This is a genomic window from Prevotella pallens, assembly GCF_900454935.1.
In the GTDB taxonomy this organism is placed as follows: Bacteria; Bacteroidota; Bacteroidia; order Bacteroidales; family Bacteroidaceae; genus Prevotella; species Prevotella pallens.
In genome coordinates this window covers 1,073,855-1,092,898 of record NZ_UGTP01000001.1, presented here as the reverse complement: position 1 = coordinate 1,092,898, position 19,044 = coordinate 1,073,855, and the positions used below count along the sequence as shown (strand labels likewise).

General features: G+C 33.6%; 16 protein-coding genes. 8 read left to right on the top strand and 8 right to left on the bottom strand.

Annotated elements, in window-relative coordinates:
* The first annotated feature begins 47 nt into the window (after positions 1-47).
* Positions 48-1,994, top strand: coding sequence for a polysaccharide biosynthesis protein (locus DX009_RS04725; RefSeq protein WP_115083175.1), 1,947 nt, complete (start codon positions 48-50; stop codon positions 1,992-1,994).
* Between the two features lie 244 nt (positions 1,995-2,238).
* Here DX009_RS04725 and DX009_RS04720 read toward each other — a convergent pair whose 3' ends face one another.
* Together DX009_RS04720 and DX009_RS04715 are read right to left on the bottom strand one after the other, a co-directional pair.
* A complete protein-coding gene (locus DX009_RS04720; protein WP_006045036.1) occupies positions 2,239-2,502 on the bottom strand; it encodes a GlsB/YeaQ/YmgE family stress response membrane protein in 264 nt (87 codons plus the stop codon).
* 39 nt (positions 2,503-2,541) lie between these two features.
* A complete protein-coding gene (locus DX009_RS04715; protein ID WP_006045037.1) occupies positions 2,542-3,105 on the bottom strand; it encodes a flavin reductase family protein in 564 nt (187 codons plus the stop codon).
* 545 nt (positions 3,106-3,650) lie between these two features.
* Between DX009_RS04715 and DX009_RS04710 the strand changes: the two genes are divergently transcribed.
* The 3 genes from DX009_RS04710 to DX009_RS04700 are packed head-to-tail and all read left to right on the top strand — an operon-like array spanning position 3,651 to position 7,331.
* Positions 3,651-5,372, top strand: coding sequence for a glutamine--tRNA ligase/YqeY domain fusion protein (locus DX009_RS04710; protein WP_115083174.1), 1,722 nt, complete (start codon positions 3,651-3,653; stop codon positions 5,370-5,372).
* On the top strand, positions 5,341-6,621 hold the full coding sequence (locus DX009_RS04705; RefSeq protein WP_181792313.1) for a tetratricopeptide repeat protein: 1,281 nt from the start codon (positions 5,341-5,343) through the stop codon (positions 6,619-6,621). The genes DX009_RS04710 and DX009_RS04705 overlap by 32 nt, the downstream gene beginning before the upstream one ends.
* 29 nt (positions 6,622-6,650) lie before the next feature.
* On the top strand, positions 6,651-7,331 hold the full coding sequence (locus tag DX009_RS04700; RefSeq protein ID WP_115083173.1) for a sigma-70 family RNA polymerase sigma factor: 681 nt from the start codon (positions 6,651-6,653) through the stop codon (positions 7,329-7,331).
* A 15-nt stretch (positions 7,332-7,346) separates the two neighbouring features.
* Here the strand turns inward: DX009_RS04700 and DX009_RS04695 are convergent, their stop codons facing one another.
* The 6 genes from DX009_RS04695 to aspS all read right to left on the bottom strand — a co-directional run bounded on the left by DX009_RS04695 (position 7,347) and on the right by aspS (position 13,440).
* On the bottom strand, positions 7,347-8,369 hold the full coding sequence (locus tag DX009_RS04695) for an esterase-like activity of phytase family protein (protein ID WP_115083172.1): 1,023 nt from the start codon (positions 8,367-8,369) through the stop codon (positions 7,347-7,349).
* Between the two features lie 184 nt (positions 8,370-8,553).
* Positions 8,554-9,627: a GDP-mannose 4,6-dehydratase gene (gene gmd / locus DX009_RS04690; RefSeq protein ID WP_006045044.1), complete on the bottom strand. Its 1,074-nt coding sequence runs from the start codon at positions 9,625-9,627 to the stop codon at positions 8,554-8,556.
* A gap of 53 nt (positions 9,628-9,680) precedes the next feature.
* Positions 9,681-10,748, bottom strand: a complete 1,068-nt coding sequence (locus DX009_RS04685; RefSeq protein ID WP_006045045.1) for a mannose-1-phosphate guanylyltransferase — start codon at positions 10,746-10,748, stop codon at positions 9,681-9,683.
* Positions 10,749-10,841: 93 nt separating this feature from the next.
* Complete coding sequence (locus tag DX009_RS04680) at positions 10,842-11,171, bottom strand: hypothetical protein (protein WP_115083171.1); 330 nt, start codon at positions 11,169-11,171, stop codon at positions 10,842-10,844.
* A gap of 56 nt (positions 11,172-11,227) precedes the next feature.
* Positions 11,228-11,509, bottom strand: a complete 282-nt coding sequence (locus DX009_RS04675; protein WP_006045047.1) for a winged helix-turn-helix domain-containing protein — start codon at positions 11,507-11,509, stop codon at positions 11,228-11,230.
* A gap of 170 nt (positions 11,510-11,679) precedes the next feature.
* Positions 11,680-13,440, bottom strand: a complete 1,761-nt coding sequence (gene aspS / locus DX009_RS04670; RefSeq protein WP_115083170.1) for an aspartate--tRNA ligase — start codon at positions 13,438-13,440, stop codon at positions 11,680-11,682.
* A gap of 1,099 nt (positions 13,441-14,539) precedes the next feature.
* Between aspS and gcvT the strand changes: the two genes are divergently transcribed.
* The 4 genes from gcvT (at position 14,540) to gcvPB (ending at position 19,036) form a co-directional block, all read left to right on the top strand.
* Positions 14,540-15,625, top strand: a complete 1,086-nt coding sequence (gene gcvT, locus DX009_RS04665; protein WP_006045049.1) for a glycine cleavage system aminomethyltransferase GcvT — start codon at positions 14,540-14,542, stop codon at positions 15,623-15,625.
* Between the two features lie 76 nt (positions 15,626-15,701).
* A complete protein-coding gene (gene gcvH / locus DX009_RS04660) occupies positions 15,702-16,082 on the top strand; it encodes a glycine cleavage system protein GcvH (protein ID WP_115083169.1) in 381 nt (126 codons plus the stop codon).
* Between the two features lie 114 nt (positions 16,083-16,196).
* Positions 16,197-17,507 carry an aminomethyl-transferring glycine dehydrogenase subunit GcvPA gene (gcvPA, locus tag DX009_RS04655; RefSeq protein WP_115083168.1) on the top strand — a complete coding sequence of 437 codons (1,311 nt, stop codon included), beginning with the start codon at positions 16,197-16,199 and terminating at the stop codon, positions 17,505-17,507.
* Between the two features lie 50 nt (positions 17,508-17,557).
* Positions 17,558-19,036, top strand: coding sequence for an aminomethyl-transferring glycine dehydrogenase subunit GcvPB (gcvPB, locus tag DX009_RS04650; RefSeq protein ID WP_006045052.1), 1,479 nt, complete (start codon positions 17,558-17,560; stop codon positions 19,034-19,036).
* The last annotated feature ends 8 nt before the right edge of the window (positions 19,037-19,044 follow it).

Below are 19,044 nucleotides of genomic sequence, written 5' to 3'. Positions count from 1 at the left end.
CATTATTAGTAGTGATAACAGAATAATTATTTGACAATATATCGAAGATGAAAATACTAAATAAAATTTTTGAATGGTATCTAACAAAAAATGCACTTCCATATTGGACCGTGTTGGCTATTGATATTTTTATTTGTTATTTATCTGGACTCCTTGTTTTTTGGTTTTATTACCATGGGGCTATTGAATTTTCAAATTTATCGCTAATAACAGCCACTATCTTCATTTTTATGACATTTGTGCTTATTGGCTTTCGAGTTTTCAAAACTTATTCAGGAATAATTCGATATTCTTCTTTTGTTGATTTACAACGTGTAGGTTTTGCTATGTTTTTATCGTTTGCCATTGCAGAACTTGTACATTATGCTATCTCCATTTGGGATACAAAACCAATCTTTTTTAACATTAAATTTGTACGTCTTGAAGGACGACAAATTGCCGCAATGTATCTTGTTGCAACCGTAGGAATGGTTATTTTCCGAATAATAGTAAAAACTATGTACGATTTATATTTAAGTCCAAATCGTAAAATAGAAACACTTATATATGGCATTAAAGAAGGTGGAATAGGAATAGCTAATAATATTTGTAACGATAGAAGTTCTAGATTTTCGTTAAAAGGATTTATCTCTCACGATAATCTATACCATAATAAAACATTATTAGGCGAAAAAATATATTCTATTGATGCAAAATTAGAAGAAGTTATTAAACAGAAAAGAATAAAGGCTGTACTTGTTTCGCCTATTCAAGTAGATAAATTTAGGGCTGATACAAGATTGCAAGATTTGCTTATAAATGCTAATGTCAAAATTTACCTTACAGAGCATACAAAAGAATGGACAGGTGAGAACGATTTAGAGCATGTACAGTTTAAAGAAATAAATATTGAGGATCTTCTCCCACGCGATGAGATAATAGTAGATATGGATGCTATTGGAAACTTGCTAAATGGTAAGTGTATTATGATTACAGGTTCAGCAGGTTCTATTGGTTCTGAAATAGTTCGACAAATATCTATATATAAACCCGATAAATTAATTCTTATAGATCAGGCTGAAACGCCACAACATGATATAAGATTAATGATGCATTTTAATTATCCTACTATAAAAGTAGAAACCATCGTGGCAAATATTACAAATATTGATAGAATGGAAAGCATTTTTAAGCAATATAAACCTGAATATGTTTTCCATGCGGCTGCATATAAACACGTTCCTATGATGGAGAATAATCCATCAGAAAGCATACAGAATAATGTATGGGGAACAAAAGTTATAGCCGACTTAAGTGTGAAATATGGAGTAAAGAAGTTTGTTATGGTATCTACTGATAAAGCTGTTAATCCAACAAACGTAATGGGTTGTTCTAAACGTATTTGTGAAATTTATTGCCAAAGTTTAAATACAAAAACAAATCAAGGAAAACAAGCTGAAAAGTCTACACAGTTCGTTACTACTCGCTTTGGAAATGTATTGGGTTCAAATGGTTCAGTTATCCCTTTATTCGAAAAACAAATTAAAAGTGGTGGACCAGTAACAGTAACCGACCCTAATATTATTCGTTTCTTTATGCTAATTCCAGAAGCATGTAAGCTGGTTCTCGAAGCTGGAACACATGGAAAAGGTGGAGAAATTTTTGTTTTTGATATGGGTAAACCTGTAAGAATTGCCGATTTGGCGAAACGAATGATAAAACTTTCGGGTGCAGAAAATGTAGAAATAGAATATACAGGGTTGCGTGCAGGAGAAAAACTTTACGAAGAAGTATTGAGTACAACAGAAAACACACTGCCCAGTTTCCATAAGAAAATTCGTATTGCAAAAGTTTGTGAATACGATTATGATGAAGTTTCTAAACAAATAGACGAACTTATTGCTTTAAGTCATACATACAACGATATGGCTATCGTAGAAAAAATGAAAGAGATTGTTCCTGAATATATAAGCAATAATAGTAAATATTCTGTTTTAGATAAAAAGAATGAATAAGTATTGATACAAAAAATAAAGTTCTCAGAAATTTTAATAAGAAATAGAGAAAAATATTATTATAAAATTTGAAATTGTAATTACAAAATAAAAAATTGTAATTACAATTTCTTTATGGGCTATTAATCGATAATAAGAAACTTCAATACATTAGCTTTCTTATTGTATTCTCGTTCTTACAGTATATCTGTATTTTGCAGAAAACTTTTTTCCTTATTCTGCTTTATTAATGGTTATCCAAGCGTTAATCTGATAATTTCTTCCATATCCATAAAACAGATACAGAACCAATTACACAAAATATGAGATTAGTAATATACCCTTTACCAAACAAATCAATATTTAGAAGATAACTAATAAAGGAACCAGCATAACTTCCTACTATTCCGATAAAAAGATTCATACAACAACCTTTACCTTCTCCACTCATTATACGATTAGCAATATAACCGATTAATATTCCAGTTAATATTGGCCACGCTGTAAAATCGGCAATGTGATCAAACATAATAATGCTGTTTTTATATTATTTTTATGTCTTACGTGTCTACTTTAATTCTTTGCCTATAGAGAATGCTTTCCCTACTTTTTCTCCCATTCTTATATATTCGAGAGCAATAGGATTGAAAGTTATAAGATTCATTTTCTCTACATCTGGTTTCCCATTATTGCCAAGATATTTTTCATCACAAATTATATTCACTATCTCAGCTATCATATAATATCCCGTTTCTGTTTCTTTTAGCTTTTCTTTGATACGACATTCCATTGTCATTGGAAAATCAATAAAAATGGGGGCATTTACATTCTTAGAATCAACAAAAGTCCAACCAGTATTCATTACTTTATTTGGAACATTTTTCTGACTTACAATGCCAACATAGTCGGCAGCAGCCATTGTATCTACAGTAGCAAAAGCAACAGTAAACTCTCCATTAATATTTAAATTCTTGGTTGTTTGGTGAATTCCCATTGAAATCATAATTTGTTGATTATCCCATTGACCTGCCCACGCAGCATTCATAGCATTTGGCATACCATTTTCATCGTATGTTCCAATAATTAACACTGGTTGTGGAAGAATCCATGCCTTTTTACCAAAACTTTTCATTCACTTTCTATTTATTCTATTATACTATTAATCTTTACTCTCATAGAAAATCAGTAACGGCAAAGTGCTCGTAGAAAATTTCCTATTTACATTTTTGTTTCCACCACTTGATGAAAATAAAGAATATATATACTCTTTGCAAAAATAGATAATTAGAAATATATTTCCAAACTTATTAGCATTTTTTATGCCTATATAATTACACATTTATAATTCGCTAATAGAGAGTATTATAATTAATATAAAAAAGAAATGCCCAACGCTTCGCAGCGACGGGCACTCAACCTCAATAGGTATTAGTCATTTAAGGTAAAAAGATTGTATTCAGGATAACGAGTGCAAAGATATATTAATTTCTATAACCCACCAAATTTTTCTTTAATTATTTTTCAAAAATATACATTGCCATAATGAAAGCAGACCGAAACTATTGAAAACAGGTAGTTATATAAGACAATATTATAGGCAAGAACTATTATTAGTAAGGAAAACATATTTATAGAATGAAAAAAATAACTATCTTTGCAGAAGAAAAATTATAGCTTATGAACACAATAGAAAGTAACACTAATGAAGAGAAACGTAGTTTGAGTTTTGTAGAACAAATAGTCGAAGAAGATATTGCAGAAGGAAAGAACGGCAGACGCATTCAAACTCGTTTTCCACCAGAACCAAACGGATATTTACATATTGGACATGCAAAAGCTATTTGTATGGACTTTGGTGTAGCAGAAAAATATAACGGTGTTTGTAATCTACGTTTTGATGATACAAATCCATCAAAAGAAAATAACGAATATGTAGAAAATATTCTTCACGATATTAACTGGTTAGGTTTTAAATGGGGGAATATTTACTATGCAAGCGACTATTTCGAAAAACTTTGGGACTTTGCTATATGGCTAATAAAAAAAGGATTAGCATACGTTGATGAACAGAGCGCAGAAGAAATAGCAGCACAAAAAGGAACACCAACCGAACCAGGTATTCCTTCGCCATATAGAAATCGCCCTATAGAAGAGAGCCTTACTCTTTTTGAAAAAATGAATACTCCCGAAGTTCCCGAAGGAAGTATGGTGTTACGTGCGAAATTAGATATGGCAAATCCAAATATGCACTTCCGTGATCCTATTATATATCGTATAATACATACGCCACATCACCGTACTGGTACAAAATGGAATTGTTATCCTATGTACGATTTCGCACACGGACAAAGCGATTATTTTGAAGGAGTTACTCATTCTATATGCACTTTAGAATTTGTTCCTCACCGCCCACTCTACGATAAATTTATAGATTTGCTAAAAGAATCGGACAATACTGCCGATGTATTAAACGATAACCGACCACGACAGATTGAATTTAATCGACTTAATCTTACTTATACAGTAATGTCGAAACGAAAACTACATACTCTTGTAGACGAGAAACTTGTAAATGGTTGGGACGATCCTCGTATGCCGACACTTTGCGGAATGCGTCGTCGTGGTTATTCTCCCGAATCTATCCGTGCATTTATTGATTCTATCGGTTATACAAAGTTCGATGCACTTAATGATATGGCTTTACTTGAAGCTGCTGTACGTAACGATTTAAATAAGAAAGCAACTCGTGTAAGTGCAGTTTTAGATCCTGTAAAACTCGTAATTACCAATTATCCCGAAGATAAAACAGAAGAATTGGAAAGCATAAACAATCCAGAAAATGAAGAGGAGGGTGTACACACTATTACTTTCTCTAAGAATTTATGGATAGAACGTGGCGATTTTATGGAAGATGCACCTAAAAAATTCTTCCGTATGACTCCGGGGAAAGAAGTACGCTTAAAGAGTGCATATATTGTTAAATGCACAGGATGCACAAAAGATGAAGATGGTAATATTATAGAAATCCAAGCAGAATATGATCCTACAAGTAAAAGTGGAATGGAAGGAGCAAATCGCAAAGTAAAAGGAACCTTGCATTGGGTAAGTGCAGAGCATTGTTTAAAAGCAGAAGTTCGCGAATATGACCGACTTTTTAAAGTAGAAAATCCATCGGCTGAAGAAAGTGACTTTAGAGAACTGCTGAATCCAAACAGTTTAAAAATTCATAATAACTGCTACGTTGAAAAATATCTTTCAGAAAAGAAGCCGGGAGACTATTTGCAATTCCAACGTACAGGTTACTTTATGCTTGATCCAGATTCTACTACCGAAAAACTTATTTTCAATAAAACAGTAGGTCTAAAAGATGCATGGGCAAAAGCTCAAAATAAAGGATAAAATAATATTGGACGAATATTTTAAAAGCGATAGTTTTAAGCATATTCTTCATAAATATGAAGAGCTATGCAAAAATAATGTCAGCAGTTTCCTCGATTCAGAGGAACTTGCTGATATTGCAGAATATTACCATATAATAGGTAAAGACGAAGAAGCTAAAGCTGCTGCAAGATATGCAATAAATATCTTTCCTGGAGCAATAGCTCCACTTTGTTTTATGGCACGTTGTGCAATGTTTATAGATAAAAACATTGATAAAGCAAAATCTATTGCAGAAGAAATCTTAGACAAAACAGATTTAGACTATTATTATCTAAATGCAGAGATAATGATAGTGCAGATGAAAACTGAAGAGGCTAATATTTATCTTTTAGAACGTTTTAGCTATGTTGCTATAGAAGAACAACAAAACTATATTTTCGATGTCGCTTCTCTATTTTGCGATTATGCTTTAGTAGAATTTGCACAAAAGTGGTTAAGTCTATATGAAGATGTAGAATCACCAGAATATAAAGAATTAAAGGTAAGAATACTTCTTTGGAATGGAGGAGGCACCGAAAGTGAGGAGATTCTAAATAGTCTAATAGATACTAACCCCTACTCTACTACATATTGGAATGAATTAGCAAAATACTATTTCTTAAATGAAAAGTATGAAAAATCTATAACGGCAAGTGAATACACCTTAGCAATAAACCCAAAAGATGAAGATGCACTATCTAATAAGGCAAATGCATTATACAGTATTGGCAACTATAAAGAGGCTATAAACTATTATAAACGACTACAAAAGATTACTGTAGGCGGACTTAGAAAATCGTTAAATATATCAATTGCAAATGCTTATTTAAGCGAAAATAATATTGAGGAAGCATTTAAGTACTTTACAAAAGCTATTGATTATTCTGAAAAGAAAGAAGAGATATATATAAAAATGGCAATTTCTTTAATGGGGAACGGGTATATACGTGAGGCTTATCAAATTTTTTCTGATTATATGGAAAATATGTCGGAAGATTGGAATATTGGTTATGCCTGTTATGCACGATGCTGTTTTGAGTTAGGGTTAATGGAAAAATATAAAAAAATCTTAGAAATAGCTATCAAGAAAAATTTAATAGAAACAGAAGAAGTACTAGCTGACTTATATCCAGAAGGTAGTAAGCCCGAAGAATATCCACAGCTTTCTCCTAAAGAACGAAATGTAGGTACAAATAGTAATTTTAATAATAGCACTTTCCCATTTTAAGAAAAAAATAACACAAAAGAGAAAATATTATGGCTATAAACAATAGATATATAGAAGAGATTGCTAATCAGCAACCGCTAACAGATATAGAGGAACAAGAACTTGCAGCTAGGATAAAAATAGGAGATGCAAGTGCTTTAGAAAAACTAACAAAAGCAAACTTAAAATTTGTAGTTTCATTGGCACATCAATATAAAAATCGTGGATTAAGCGAAGATGATTTAATAAGTGAAGGAAATATTGGTATGATGTATGCAGCACAAAAGTTTGATGGGACAAGAGGAATACGATTTGTGAAATTTGCTGCTACTTATATACGCAAAGCAATGGAAGAAGCAATAAATGAACAGATTGATATAAATAATGCTCAGGATAATGGAGAAAAAAAGCATAGTATACATACATTATCTATAGATCAACCTCTGCCAATTGGTAGTAATGGGAATTTTACATTGCAAAGTGTAATAGAGAATAAAAATTCTCCACAGGCAGATGAGCATCTAACTCGTCAGATTATAGCAGAGAAAATAGCAAAGGGAATGAATATCCTCGACGAAAGACAGAAAGAAGTTATTACACTGATTTTTGGATTAAAAGATGGCGAAATTTACACAATGGCAGAAATAGCTAAAAAGATAGGAATAAAACGTGAACGTGTGCGCCAAATACGTAATAAAGCATTACGTAAGCTACAAAAGTATCTAAAATAATATAAATAAATAGTCTTAGTAGCGGAAAACAATTGTGCGAAACCAATCACGCAGTATACCTCTATACTGATTTTGACTATCGGCACACAAAACCAAAACTTGTGTACTATTATGTAATTTAGGACCAAGACACATTCCTTCATAGTTCGCAAAATCTTGATGGAATAATGTTAATGATGTTTTCCATTCTGCAAGTAGTTGCTTTTTCATATATGGACTTGTATCTATGAGAGAACTATTAGTTGATATTTCTTGAGAACTATTAGTATCAACACAATAAATCTTATTTTTTACAAATGAACCGAATATCAAAGGTGCAACATAAAGTTCTCTTTCCATAATAAGAAGCATACCATTATCTAATGCAACTATATCTGATACACCCATTGCATAATTTCGTGCAGGCTTGTTTACAGTGCTTTTATCCATTTTATATGCATATTGTGCTATTGGATTAAAATTCTCATCGAAAGCTTGAAGTCGCAGACGATTTTCTATTAATAACATTGGTGCTGCCTGTTTCCCATCATTCTTTAATGTTGATTCAGTTGTTGTCCAAAATAAATGTGTTTTTGGATTGTAAGTAAGAGATTCTAAACCATAGTTCGTCGATGCGGAGCGAAAATAAGATGGAACAAATAATTGGGTTCCAATAAAATTGCCAGATAAGTTATATTCACAAATACTATTATCAGCTTCGTGTGCAATAAAAACACTATTCCGATTAGGATAAAAACAAATACCTTCTTCATCAGCACCCAATATAGATGAACCAAAAAATCCATCAGACTTAATTTGTTTTATATCGCCAGTATTAGGGTTTATCTCTATCTTAAATAGATAGAAACCACTATATTCTGCTTTATCGGAAACAATAGCATAGCTATTATTCTCTAACCATGTTATTCCACTATAATTTCCTTTTGGAACAGTTCTTTTAAAATAATGCTGTTTATTTATAATAACCAATTTTGGATAACTCTGAGCACAAATTGGAATAGAGAGAAGCATAAGGATTAAGCAAATAGATGAGCGCATAAACTATTTGTTAGTATTAAAATAAAATCTTTTATATCAAGAATTAGAAGACTTTCTAAGAATACATTTATAAAAGATTTATATTTTCTGTATTCAACTAAATTCATTTATACTAATTAGGTGATTGACTATAAAAGAAAGCAATCGCCTAATTAGTATTTACTATTCTAAGAATCTTTGGCAACTAAACCTTCCACGACTGTTCTTTAACAAACTTTATGTCGTGTTCAACCATTATTTTTACTAACTGTTCAAAGGTTGTTTTGCGAGGATTCCACCCTAACTTTGTTTTTGCTTTTGTTGGATCACCAAGTAGTTGTTCTACTTCTGCAGGTCTAAAGTACTTAGGATCTACTTCTACTATCGGTTGATTTGTAGCTTTATTATATCCTTTCTCATTAATACCTTCACCACGCCATTCAATTTCTATACCAACTTCTTTAAATGCAGCAGTACAAAAAGTGCGCACAGTATACATTTCTCCTGTTGCAATAACGAAGTCATCAGGTTCCTTTTCTTGTAGAATTAACCACATACATTCTACATAATCTTTGGCATATCCCCAATCTCGTTGTGCACTAAGATTACCTAAGTAAAGTTTATCTTGCAGACCTTGTGAGATACGTGCGGCTGCTAATGTAATCTTACGAGTAACAAAATTTTCTCCACGTCGTTCACTCTCGTGATTAAAGAGAATACCGTTGCAACAAAACATTCCGTAAGATTCTCGATAGTTTTTCATTATCCAATAACCATAAAGTTTTGCTACAGCGTATGGAGAACGAGGGTAAAAAGGAGTTGTTTCTTTTTGTGGAACTTCTTGAACTTTACCAAACAATTCTGAAGTCGATGCTTGATAAATTTTACATACTTTTTCTAATCCACAAATACGTACAGCTTCTAGCAATCGCAATACGCCAACAGCATCAGTGTCTGCAGTATATTCTGGTACATCAAAACTTACTTTAACATGGCTTTGAGCAGCAAGATTATAAATCTCAGTTGGCTTTACTTCACCAATAATTCGAATTAAAGAAGAGGAATCTGTCATATCTGCCCAATGTAGATTTATTAAACGCTCTTTCTTCATATCTCGAACCCATTCGTCTAAATACAGATGTTCTATTCTCCCTGTATTAAAAGAAGAGCTACGTCGCAGCAAACCGTGTACTTCATAACCTTTTTCTATCAGAAACTCGGCTAAGTAGCTTCCATCTTGACCTGTAATTCCTGTTATTAATGCTATTTTCTTATCCATTTATTATTTTCTTCTAAAGTTATAAATAAGTATTTAAAGAACTTAACTCCACATCATTTATCTTCAGAAAACTGTTTTATTCTTTGTTCTTCTGATAACTTACAAATAAGCAACATTCCATCTTCTTCAGCAATAATATAGCCGTCAAGACCTTGAACTACAACTTTCTTTGTTTCAGTAGCATGTATAATGCAATTCTTACTATCATACATCTGTATATTCTTACCTATAATAGCATTACCATAAAGGTCGTGTTGTGTTTGTAGATATAATGCGCCCCATGTACCAAGATCGCTCCAACCAAAATCAGCTGGACAAACAAATATTTCTTCAGCTTTCTCCATTATAGCATAGTCTACTGATATACTCTCACATTCTGGATACATCTTATCTATATATAATTGCTCTTCAGGTGTACCTAATACATCAAAAAGTTGTTGGAAAATACGTGCAATTCCTGGTTGATATATTCTAAACGCATTTACAATTGTTGATACATTCCAGATAAAAATACCAGCATTCCAAAAGAAATTGTTCATACTGATATACTTTTTTGCAGTTTCAGCATCTGGTTTCTCCTTAAACTGGTCTACACGGAATATCTCTTTATTACGCGCTGAAGGAGTTGTTAAGTCTGCTTGTATATATCCATAGCCTGTCTCTGCCCTAGAAGGTTTCATTCCTAATGTAACAATAGCATCGGTTTCTGATGTAAACTTCAGACAATTAGTTATAACTCTACGAAACTCTTCTTGATTAGTAACGATATGGTCGCTTGGAGTTACGATAATATTCGCTTTGGGATCGGATTTCTTTATTCGCCAGCTAACGTATGCAATACATGGTGCTGTATTTCTTCTACACGGCTCACTTAAAATATTGTCTATTGGAATATCAGGCAATTGTTCATGAACTAATTCGCAATATTTCGCATTTGTTACAACCCAAACATTTTCAGGCTTTGTAATACCTTTTAGTCGATCATAGGTAAGTTGCATCAACGATCTGCCTACACCTAACACATCGATAAATTGTTTTGGTTTATCAGCTGTACTCATAGGCCAGAAACGACTTCCGACCCCTCCTGCCATTATAACAAGATGATTGTTTGTATGTATCATAACTCTCTTTTAGGCTTAGTTTATTATTCGATGAATAAGTGCAAATATACAAATAAATATCCAACAAACAAATATTCTTAGTATATTTCTGTATTACTCAAACAAATTCAAACTAAAGTCTGTCTGTGTCTTTTCATCTTTCTTAATATCGCATTCATGCGAAAATTTTAATTGTAGATGCCTAACCTCTTGATTATTAATATTTATACAGTAAACACCTTTCCTAACTCTTCCTAACATAGAGTTTGGGCGCTTACTCATTTTTAAGAGACATTGTTGTACTTCTTGATGTGTATCTTCGATATTTAACGATAAAAAGAACGAGTTATATGTGTTAAATATATGACGCGTAATCTTACTCACTGACAATCCTTTTTCGCCAGCTTCAATAAGTAACAGCAATATATCCTTTTCGTATTGCATAAAAAAAGGAGTCTATACTTCTAAATACAGACCCCCTATTTAATTCTATTCGTTTACTAAGCAAGGACTAATTTCTCGTCTTCGCTATTAATCTTTCCTTCTTTCAGAAGCCAACCTATTCCTAGATATGCCTCTTCAATACTAATATTTGCAGTCTTTGCTATCTCAGATACAGCTAAACCTCTATTCTCTGCAACGAGTGCATTATATACATCACCAGCTTTAAATCCTACATTTTCTGAACTTAGATCTACTTTCACTGGAGCCTTTTTCACACAAGCCTTCTTGGTTGCTGTTCTTTTTGTTGTTGTCTTAGTGACGTTTTTCTTTTCTACCATAATTATTTGTCCACATTTAAATACTACTGTAGTTAATAAAAGACGAACTCTTATTGGGTTGCAAATATACATCAAATATCTTAATGTAGCTAATTTATTGACAAAAAAGAAACAACTTTAAAGTCATAATGAAGTGCAATATGTTTTTTATTGATTTACATCAACAAAAGTTAGCTTTTTATATCTAATTTTATCTGCAATTCATCAAGTTGTTTTGGAGCTAAAGCTGAAGGTGCATCGAGCATTACATCACGTCCACTATTATTCTTTGGGAAAGCTATTACATCGCGGATTGTATCGAGTCCTGCCATAATGCTTACATAACGGTCTAGTCCGAATGCAATACCTGCATGAGGAGGTGCACCATAGCGAAATGCATTCATTAAGAAGCCAAATTGTTCTTCTGCCTGTTGTTTAGTAAATCCTAATACTTCAAACATCTTTTCTTGTAATTCTGTATCATGAATTCTAATAGAGCCACCACCAACTTCAATTCCATTACATACGAAATCGTATGCTAATGCTCGTACTTGTTCTGGATGTTCGTCGAGTAAATGCAGATCTTCTGGATTTGGCATAGTGAATGGGTGATGAGTTGCCATAAGACGTTGTTCTTCATCGCTCCATTCAAATAGTGGGAAGTCTACTATCCACAAACATTTAAATGTATTTTTATCGCGCAATCCTAAACGATTTCCCATTTCTAAACGTAATGAGCATAGTTGTACTCTAGTTTTATTAGCATTGTCGCCTGACAATATCAGTACTAAATCGCCATTGTTTGCATTTGTAGTTTTCTTCACGTCTTGTAATTGTTCTTGTGTGAAGAATTTATCTACAGAGCTCTTTGCTGTGCCATTTTCATCGTATTTGATGTAAACTAACCCCTTTGCACCTACTTGTGGACGTTTTACAAAATCGGCAAGTTCATCTAGTTGTTTACGGCTGTAATGAGCACAACCAGGCACAACGATTCCACCTATATAGTTAGCCTCGTTGAAAACAGAGAAATCGCTTTTATCTTTTAGAACATCCATAAGTTCTACAAATTCCATTCCGAAGCGAACATCTGGTTTATCAGAACCATAACGCTTCATTGCATCGTGCCATGTCATTTGTTCTAACTTAGCAGGAAGTTCTACGTCTCTAATTTCTTTAAATAAATAGCGAGCCATATCTTCAAAAACTTGAAGAACATCTTCTTGATGTACGTATGACATTTCGCAATCTATTTGGGTAAATTCTGGTTGCCTATCAGCGCGTAAGTCTTCATCGCGGAAACATTTCGCAATTTGGAAGTAGCGGTCAAAACCTGCTATCATCAATAGCTGTTTCAGCGTTTGTGGACTTTGTGGGAGTGCATAGAACTGACCTGGATTCATTCGTGAAGGTACAACAAAATCGCGTGCTCCTTCTGGAGTAGAGCCTATTAATATAGGTGTTTCCACCTCTATAAAGTTTAGTTTATCGAGGAAATTACGAATAAGAATAGTCATTCTATGGCGTAATTCTAAGTTACTACGCACTGCTGAACGTCGTAAATCCAAATATCTGTATTTCATTCGGAGATCGTCTCCGCCATCTGTATTATCTTCTATTGTAAAAGGTGGAGTTAGCGAGCTACTTAATACTGTCAATTCCTTAGCAATAATCTCAATATCGCCAGTTGGTATCTTACTATTTTTACTTTGACGTTCGTTTACAATACCTTTAACGTTAATGCAGTATTCGCGACCCAATTTGTTGGCTTCATTACAAAGACCAGCATCTTCGGCCTCATTAAATACAAGTTGTGTAATGCCATAACGGTCGCGTAAATCAACGAAAGTCATACCGCCCATTTTACGTGAACGTTGGACCCAGCCCGCAAGTACAACTTCTTTACCTGCATCTGTTAAACGGAGTTCACCACAAGTTTTAGTTCGATACATATTCTTATTATTTTTTATTATTTAGCCCTGCAAAGATACTAACTTTTACTGAGAACGATTAAAAGGATATAAAGAAATTTCGCTTTTTCTCTTTAAATGCAATTATGAATAATACTTACTCGAAAAGCCTATTCACGAACATTCATTAAAGGCTGATATCATTTCAACAGAAAAATATAAATTCTTGCGTGCCTTGTAAAACTAAGTGTCTATTATTCCAATATAGTTTTTAAACTTCGTCTATCTATCCAGCAGCCATAATAAGAAGGCGTCTACAGAAGTAGCTAATGCAACAAAAAGAGGCTAACAAAATCAATAAAAGCCACAGAGTTATAAAGGCGTTGTTGTTTATGATATCTAATTCACTACTGACAGATATCTGAAACATAACTAACAGATATCTAAAATGCAACTGACAGATATCTGAAACAAACGTAACAGAAAGAACGCTATTTACCTAAACTCAGATAATAATATACGATGCGTATAAATTCACGCTTTTCACAGGCATTTAAACATCATTTACAATAGTACCTAAATATAATTCTAATAGCATATAATAATTAAGCTTTCAAGTGTTTATTAAAGCAAAATGACCATTTATTTTTCACCTTCAATTGGTAATTAGAGCCCTATTAGATTTTGTTTTATTATTGAATAGATTGATTGACTTTACGCTGAAGGCATAGTGGACTACGATAAATTAGAAAAGAAAACAAGATGACTGGCAAGAAAACGAAAGCAGAAAAATTATAATGGTATAAACAAAATATGATGATGTTGAGCCTTAATAATCAATCGGAGTCTATTAGTTGTATTGCTCCCATACATTATTTATAAACAGAATAGGCACAGCCTCTACTGACTAATTTAATGTTATTTTTCCATATAAGTCCTTATTTTATTTAGATTAGGGCTTATATAATGAATAGAGATAGAAGAAATATGCAATTATTTCTCCCAAAATTTTGTGCATTCAAAAAACTTCATTATATTTGCATCGCAAGAAAATAAGAGGTTTCCCAACCTAAATCAACAATAGCCGACCAATGATAAAATATCAAAGGACGGCATAAAAAAATAAATTTCTAAAGCAATTATGGAGAACAAAAGAACATGCCTTTATGACAAGCATGTAGCATTAGGGGCATTAATGTCACCTTTTGGTGGTTTCGATATGCCTATTCAGTATTCAAGTATTATTGATGAACACAATGCTGTAAGAAAGCATTGTGGCGTTTTTGATGTATCTCACATGGGTGAACTTGTAGTTTCAGGCAAAGAAGCTGAGAAGTTCATAAACTACATCTTCACAAACGACGTTACAGGTTTAGCCGTAGGCAAAGTACTTTACGGAATGTTTTGTATGGAAGACGGTGGAGTTGTAGACGATACTTGTATTTGTAAAGTAGGTGAAAACGAGTTCATATTAACAGTAAATGCTGCAAATATAGAGAAAGACTACCAATGGCTAAAGAAACATACAGCAGGCTTTGATGTTAAGCTCGTTAATGATAGTGAGAAATATGGACAGCTTGCTATTCAAGGTCCAGAAGCAGAAAAGATAATACAAGATAAACTTGGTATACCTTGTTCTGACCTAAAATTTTATGAAGTGAAGAAGACACAGCACGAGGGAGAAGACATTATAATCTCTCGTACAGGTTATACAGGTGAAGATGGTTTCGAACTTTATGGAGCACCTGCATATATAGTGAAGATATGGGACAAATTAATGGAAGCAGGAGTAACTCCTTGTGGACTTGGTTGCCGCGACACTTTACGTTTTGAAGCAGGTATGCCACTTTACGGACACGAACTTTCTGAGACAATTACTCCAGTAATGGCAGGTTTGTCAATGTTCGTAAAATTCGATAAAGAAGACTTTCTTGGTAAAGCTGCATTATTAAAACAAAAGACTGAAGGTGTAACAAAACGTCTGCGTGGCTTATGGTTAGACGATAATGCAATACCTCGTAATGGCTATAAAGTCTTTAAAGATGGTAAGGAAATAGGTGAAATTACAACCGGTTATAAACTTATCTCTGTTGAGAAAAGCTGTGCCGTTGCATTGGTTGATGCCGATATAAAGATGGAAGACCGTGTAGAAATACAAATTCGTAAGAAGTTCTTCCCAGCAACAGTAGGCAAGAAAAAGTTCTATGACCCACATTACGTTAAATAGAATTCGAAAAACATTAATATATTCTCACCTTATATAATATATATAGCAATCACAATTTAATAAACAACAAAATAAAATGGCTAAAGTAATTGAAGGACTCTACTACGCAGAGTCTCATGAGTATGTAAAAGTTGAAGGCGATGTAGCTTATATTGGTATTACCGATTATGCACAACATGCACTTGGTAATGTCGTTTATGTTGATATGCCAGAAACTGATGATGAATTTGAGGCAGAAGAAGGATTCGGTGCAGTAGAAAGTGTAAAAGCTGCTTCTGATCTTAATGCACCAGTATCTTTTAAAGTTCTAGAAGTTAATAAGGCTTTAGAAGATCAACCAGAACTTATCAACCAAGATCCATACGCAAATTGGATTCTTAAAGTAGAACTTACAGACAAAGCTGAACTTGATAATCTTATGGATGCAAAAAGCTACGAAGAGTTCTGCACAAAATAGTTTATAAACAAGCATTCTTTAATAGTTTATAGCTGTTTTCCTTCTCAAAGCAGATTCTGGCAGAAGAAAAACAGCTATATTCTTTTTAGATGCAAACGACTAAATATTAGAAATATGAGTTTTAAATTCTTCCCACATACAGAAAAAGAAACAAAGGAAATGCTTAATAAGGTCGGTATAGAAAATATACAAGACCTTTTTGCTGATATTCCTGAAGTGCTACGCTTTAAAGGGGAATACAATATTCCTGAAGCAAAAAGCGAGATTGAAATAAGAAACTTCTTTAAGAAATTAGCAGATAAAAACCAACAATTAGTTTGTTTTGCTGGAGCAGGTGTATATGATCACTATACACCAAGTGCTATTCCTCAAATTGTAGGTCGTTCAGAATATCTCACTTCATATACCCCGTACCAAGCAGAAATATCACAAGGAACATTACACTACATCTTTGAATTCCAAAGTATGATAGCAGAACTTACTAATATGGATGTAGCAAATGCTTCTATGTACGACGGTTCTACTGCAACTGCAGAAGCAATGATGGTAGCCGCTGCGCAGTCAAGTAAACGTAATACGGTATTATATTCTGAAACAATTAATCCACAGATTATAGAAGTGCTAAAGACTTATGCACATTTTAATGGCGTAAATCTTGCTCCAATAGCAAACGAGAATGGTATAACATCTAAACAAGATTTAGAAACAAAAATAGAATCAGGCAATGTTGCTGGAGTAATTGTTCAACAACCAAACTATTACGGAATAGTTGAAGATTTTACTGGTTTTGCTGACGTATGCCATAAAAATAAAGCTTTGTTCATAGTAAATAGCGTAGCTGCCGATCTCTCTATTCTTAAGACACCAGGAGAATGGGGTGCAGACTTCGCAGTTGGAGACGTTCAAAGTCTTGGCTTGCCTATGGCATTCGGAGGTCCATACGCTGGATATATGAGTTGTACTCAAAAAATGATGCGTAAAATGCCAGGTCGTATCGTTGGACAAACAAAAGATTCACGTGGACAACGTGTATTTGTACTTACTTTACAAGCACGCGAACAACACATTCGACGCCAGAAAGCAACATCAAATATTTGCTCTAATCAAAGCTTAATGGCACTCTATGTAACTATCTATATGGCTATGATGGGTAAACAAGGTGTGAAAGAAGCTTCAAAAATAAGTTTTGATGCTGCTCATTATCTATGCGATAAGATGATTGCAACAGGGAAGGCACAGTTAGTTTATACTCAACCTTTCTTTAATGAATTTTTGCTAAAGGTCGAAAATCGTGATATGTTCTATGATAAAGCAATTGAAAAAGGTATTCTTCCAGGTGTAAAAGTTGGAGAAGATAAACTTCTTGTTGCTGTAACAGAGAAACGTACGAAAGAAGATATAGAGGCACTTGTTGCTCTTCTTTAAACTTAAATAGACTTTATGCAAAGTTTTATAACACTTAAATTTTCGAAGAAATGAATAATAGATTATATGGCAATTTGATTTTCGAGCTTTCACAACCAGGCTGTAAAGCTTATAGTCTACCTAAAAATGAGTTTGGGAACTATGAAATCCCAAACAATTTGAAACGTGAAAAAGATGCAGAGCTTCCTGAATGCGATGAACTTACAGTTGTACGCCATTATACAAATCATAGTGGGAATAACTTTGGTGTAGATAATGGATTCTATCCTTTAGGATCTTGCACAATGAAATATAACCCAACTATTAATGAAGAGATAGCAGCTTTACCCGGTTTTACAAATATCCACCCATTACAACCAATCAGTACCGTACAAGGTGCGTTAGAAGTTAATTATGGTCTTGCAAATGTTCTATCAAATATATCAGGTCTTGCTGACTTTACTTTAAATCCATTTGCAGGTGCTCAAGGAGAGCTTACAGGTTTAATGATAATTCGTTCTTATCACGAAAAAAGAGGAGATACAAAACGAAAGAAAATTATTATACCTGATTCTGCACATGGTACAAATCCTGCTTCTGCGGCAGTGTGTGGTCTTGATGTAGTAGAGGTTAAAAGTACAGCTGATGGGCTTGTTGATGTTGAAGACTTAAAACCATTGCTTGGCGATGATATTGCTGGTATGATGATGACCAACCCTAATACATTAGGATTATTTGAAAAGAACATTCCAGAGATAGCGAAATTAGTTCACGAGTGTGGTGGTTTAATGTATTATGATGGAGCAAATCTTAATCCTCTTCTCGGTGTAGCACGTCCTGGCGATATGGGATTTGATGTAATGCATATTAATATTCACAAGACTTTCTCTACACCTCATGGTGGTGGTGGACCTGGTGGTGGCCCTGTTGGTGTAAGAGCTGATCTTGTAGAATTTTTACCAAAACCTCATGTTATAAAAACAGAAACAGGATACGATATAGATTTGCCAAAACCAACAGCCGAATACAATTTTAACAATATGCATCTTGGCTTGTTTATGGGAAATTTCTTAGTTTCTTTACGCGCTTATACTTACATTCTAACATTAGGTAGAGAGAACCTAAAGATGGTTGGTCCTTACGCTACACTCAATGCGAACTATGTAAAAGAATGCCTAAAAGACGATTATGAATTACCGATTGAAGGTTTTTGTATGCACGAATTTGTTTTCGATGGACTCAAAGATAAGAGCACTGGTGTAACTACTATGGATGTTGCAAAACGTTTACTTGATTATGGTTATCATGCTCCAACTATCTATTTCCCATTACTCTTCCACGAAGCAATGATGATTGAACCTACTGAAAACGAAAGTAAGAAAACTCTTGATGGTTTCATTAACATTATGCACACTATTGCACGCGAAGCCCGTGAAACTCCAAAAGAAGTTTTGGAAGCACCACACAATACACCAATTGGACGCGTCGATGATGTTCTTGCTGCCAAAGAGCCTATTCTTAATTATCGTCAAATAATGATGAAACAATAACATCTTTA

Excerpts from the sequence above, each read along its gene's own strand:
- DX009_RS04725 (WP_115083175.1), top strand. The coding sequence starts at position 48 with ATGAAAATACTAAATAAAATTTTTGAATGGTATCTAACAAAAAATGCA.
- DX009_RS04720 (WP_006045036.1), bottom strand. The coding sequence starts at position 2,502 with ATGTTTGATCACATTGCCGATTTTACAGCGTGGCCAATATTAACTGGA.
- DX009_RS04715 (WP_006045037.1), bottom strand. The coding sequence starts at position 3,105 with ATGAAAAGTTTTGGTAAAAAGGCATGGATTCTTCCACAACCAGTGTTA.
- DX009_RS04710 (WP_115083174.1), top strand. The coding sequence starts at position 3,651 with ATGAACACAATAGAAAGTAACACTAATGAAGAGAAACGTAGTTTGAGT.
- DX009_RS04705 (WP_181792313.1), top strand. The coding sequence starts at position 5,341 with ATGCATGGGCAAAAGCTCAAAATAAAGGATAAAATAATATTGGACGAA.
- DX009_RS04700 (WP_115083173.1), top strand. The coding sequence starts at position 6,651 with ATGGCTATAAACAATAGATATATAGAAGAGATTGCTAATCAGCAACCG.
- DX009_RS04695 (WP_115083172.1), bottom strand. The coding sequence starts at position 8,369 with ATGCGCTCATCTATTTGCTTAATCCTTATGCTTCTCTCTATTCCAATT.
- gmd (WP_006045044.1), bottom strand. The coding sequence starts at position 9,627 with ATGGATAAGAAAATAGCATTAATAACAGGAATTACAGGTCAAGATGGA.
- DX009_RS04685 (WP_006045045.1), bottom strand. The coding sequence starts at position 10,748 with ATGATACATACAAACAATCATCTTGTTATAATGGCAGGAGGGGTCGGA.
- DX009_RS04680 (WP_115083171.1), bottom strand. The coding sequence starts at position 11,171 with ATGCAATACGAAAAGGATATATTGCTGTTACTTATTGAAGCTGGCGAA.
- DX009_RS04675 (WP_006045047.1), bottom strand. The coding sequence starts at position 11,509 with ATGGTAGAAAAGAAAAACGTCACTAAGACAACAACAAAAAGAACAGCA.
- aspS (WP_115083170.1), bottom strand. The coding sequence starts at position 13,440 with ATGTATCGAACTAAAACTTGTGGTGAACTCCGTTTAACAGATGCAGGT.
- gcvT (WP_006045049.1), top strand. The coding sequence starts at position 14,540 with ATGGAGAACAAAAGAACATGCCTTTATGACAAGCATGTAGCATTAGGG.
- gcvH (WP_115083169.1), top strand. The coding sequence starts at position 15,702 with ATGGCTAAAGTAATTGAAGGACTCTACTACGCAGAGTCTCATGAGTAT.
- gcvPA (WP_115083168.1), top strand. The coding sequence starts at position 16,197 with ATGAGTTTTAAATTCTTCCCACATACAGAAAAAGAAACAAAGGAAATG.
- gcvPB (WP_006045052.1), top strand. The coding sequence starts at position 17,558 with ATGAATAATAGATTATATGGCAATTTGATTTTCGAGCTTTCACAACCA.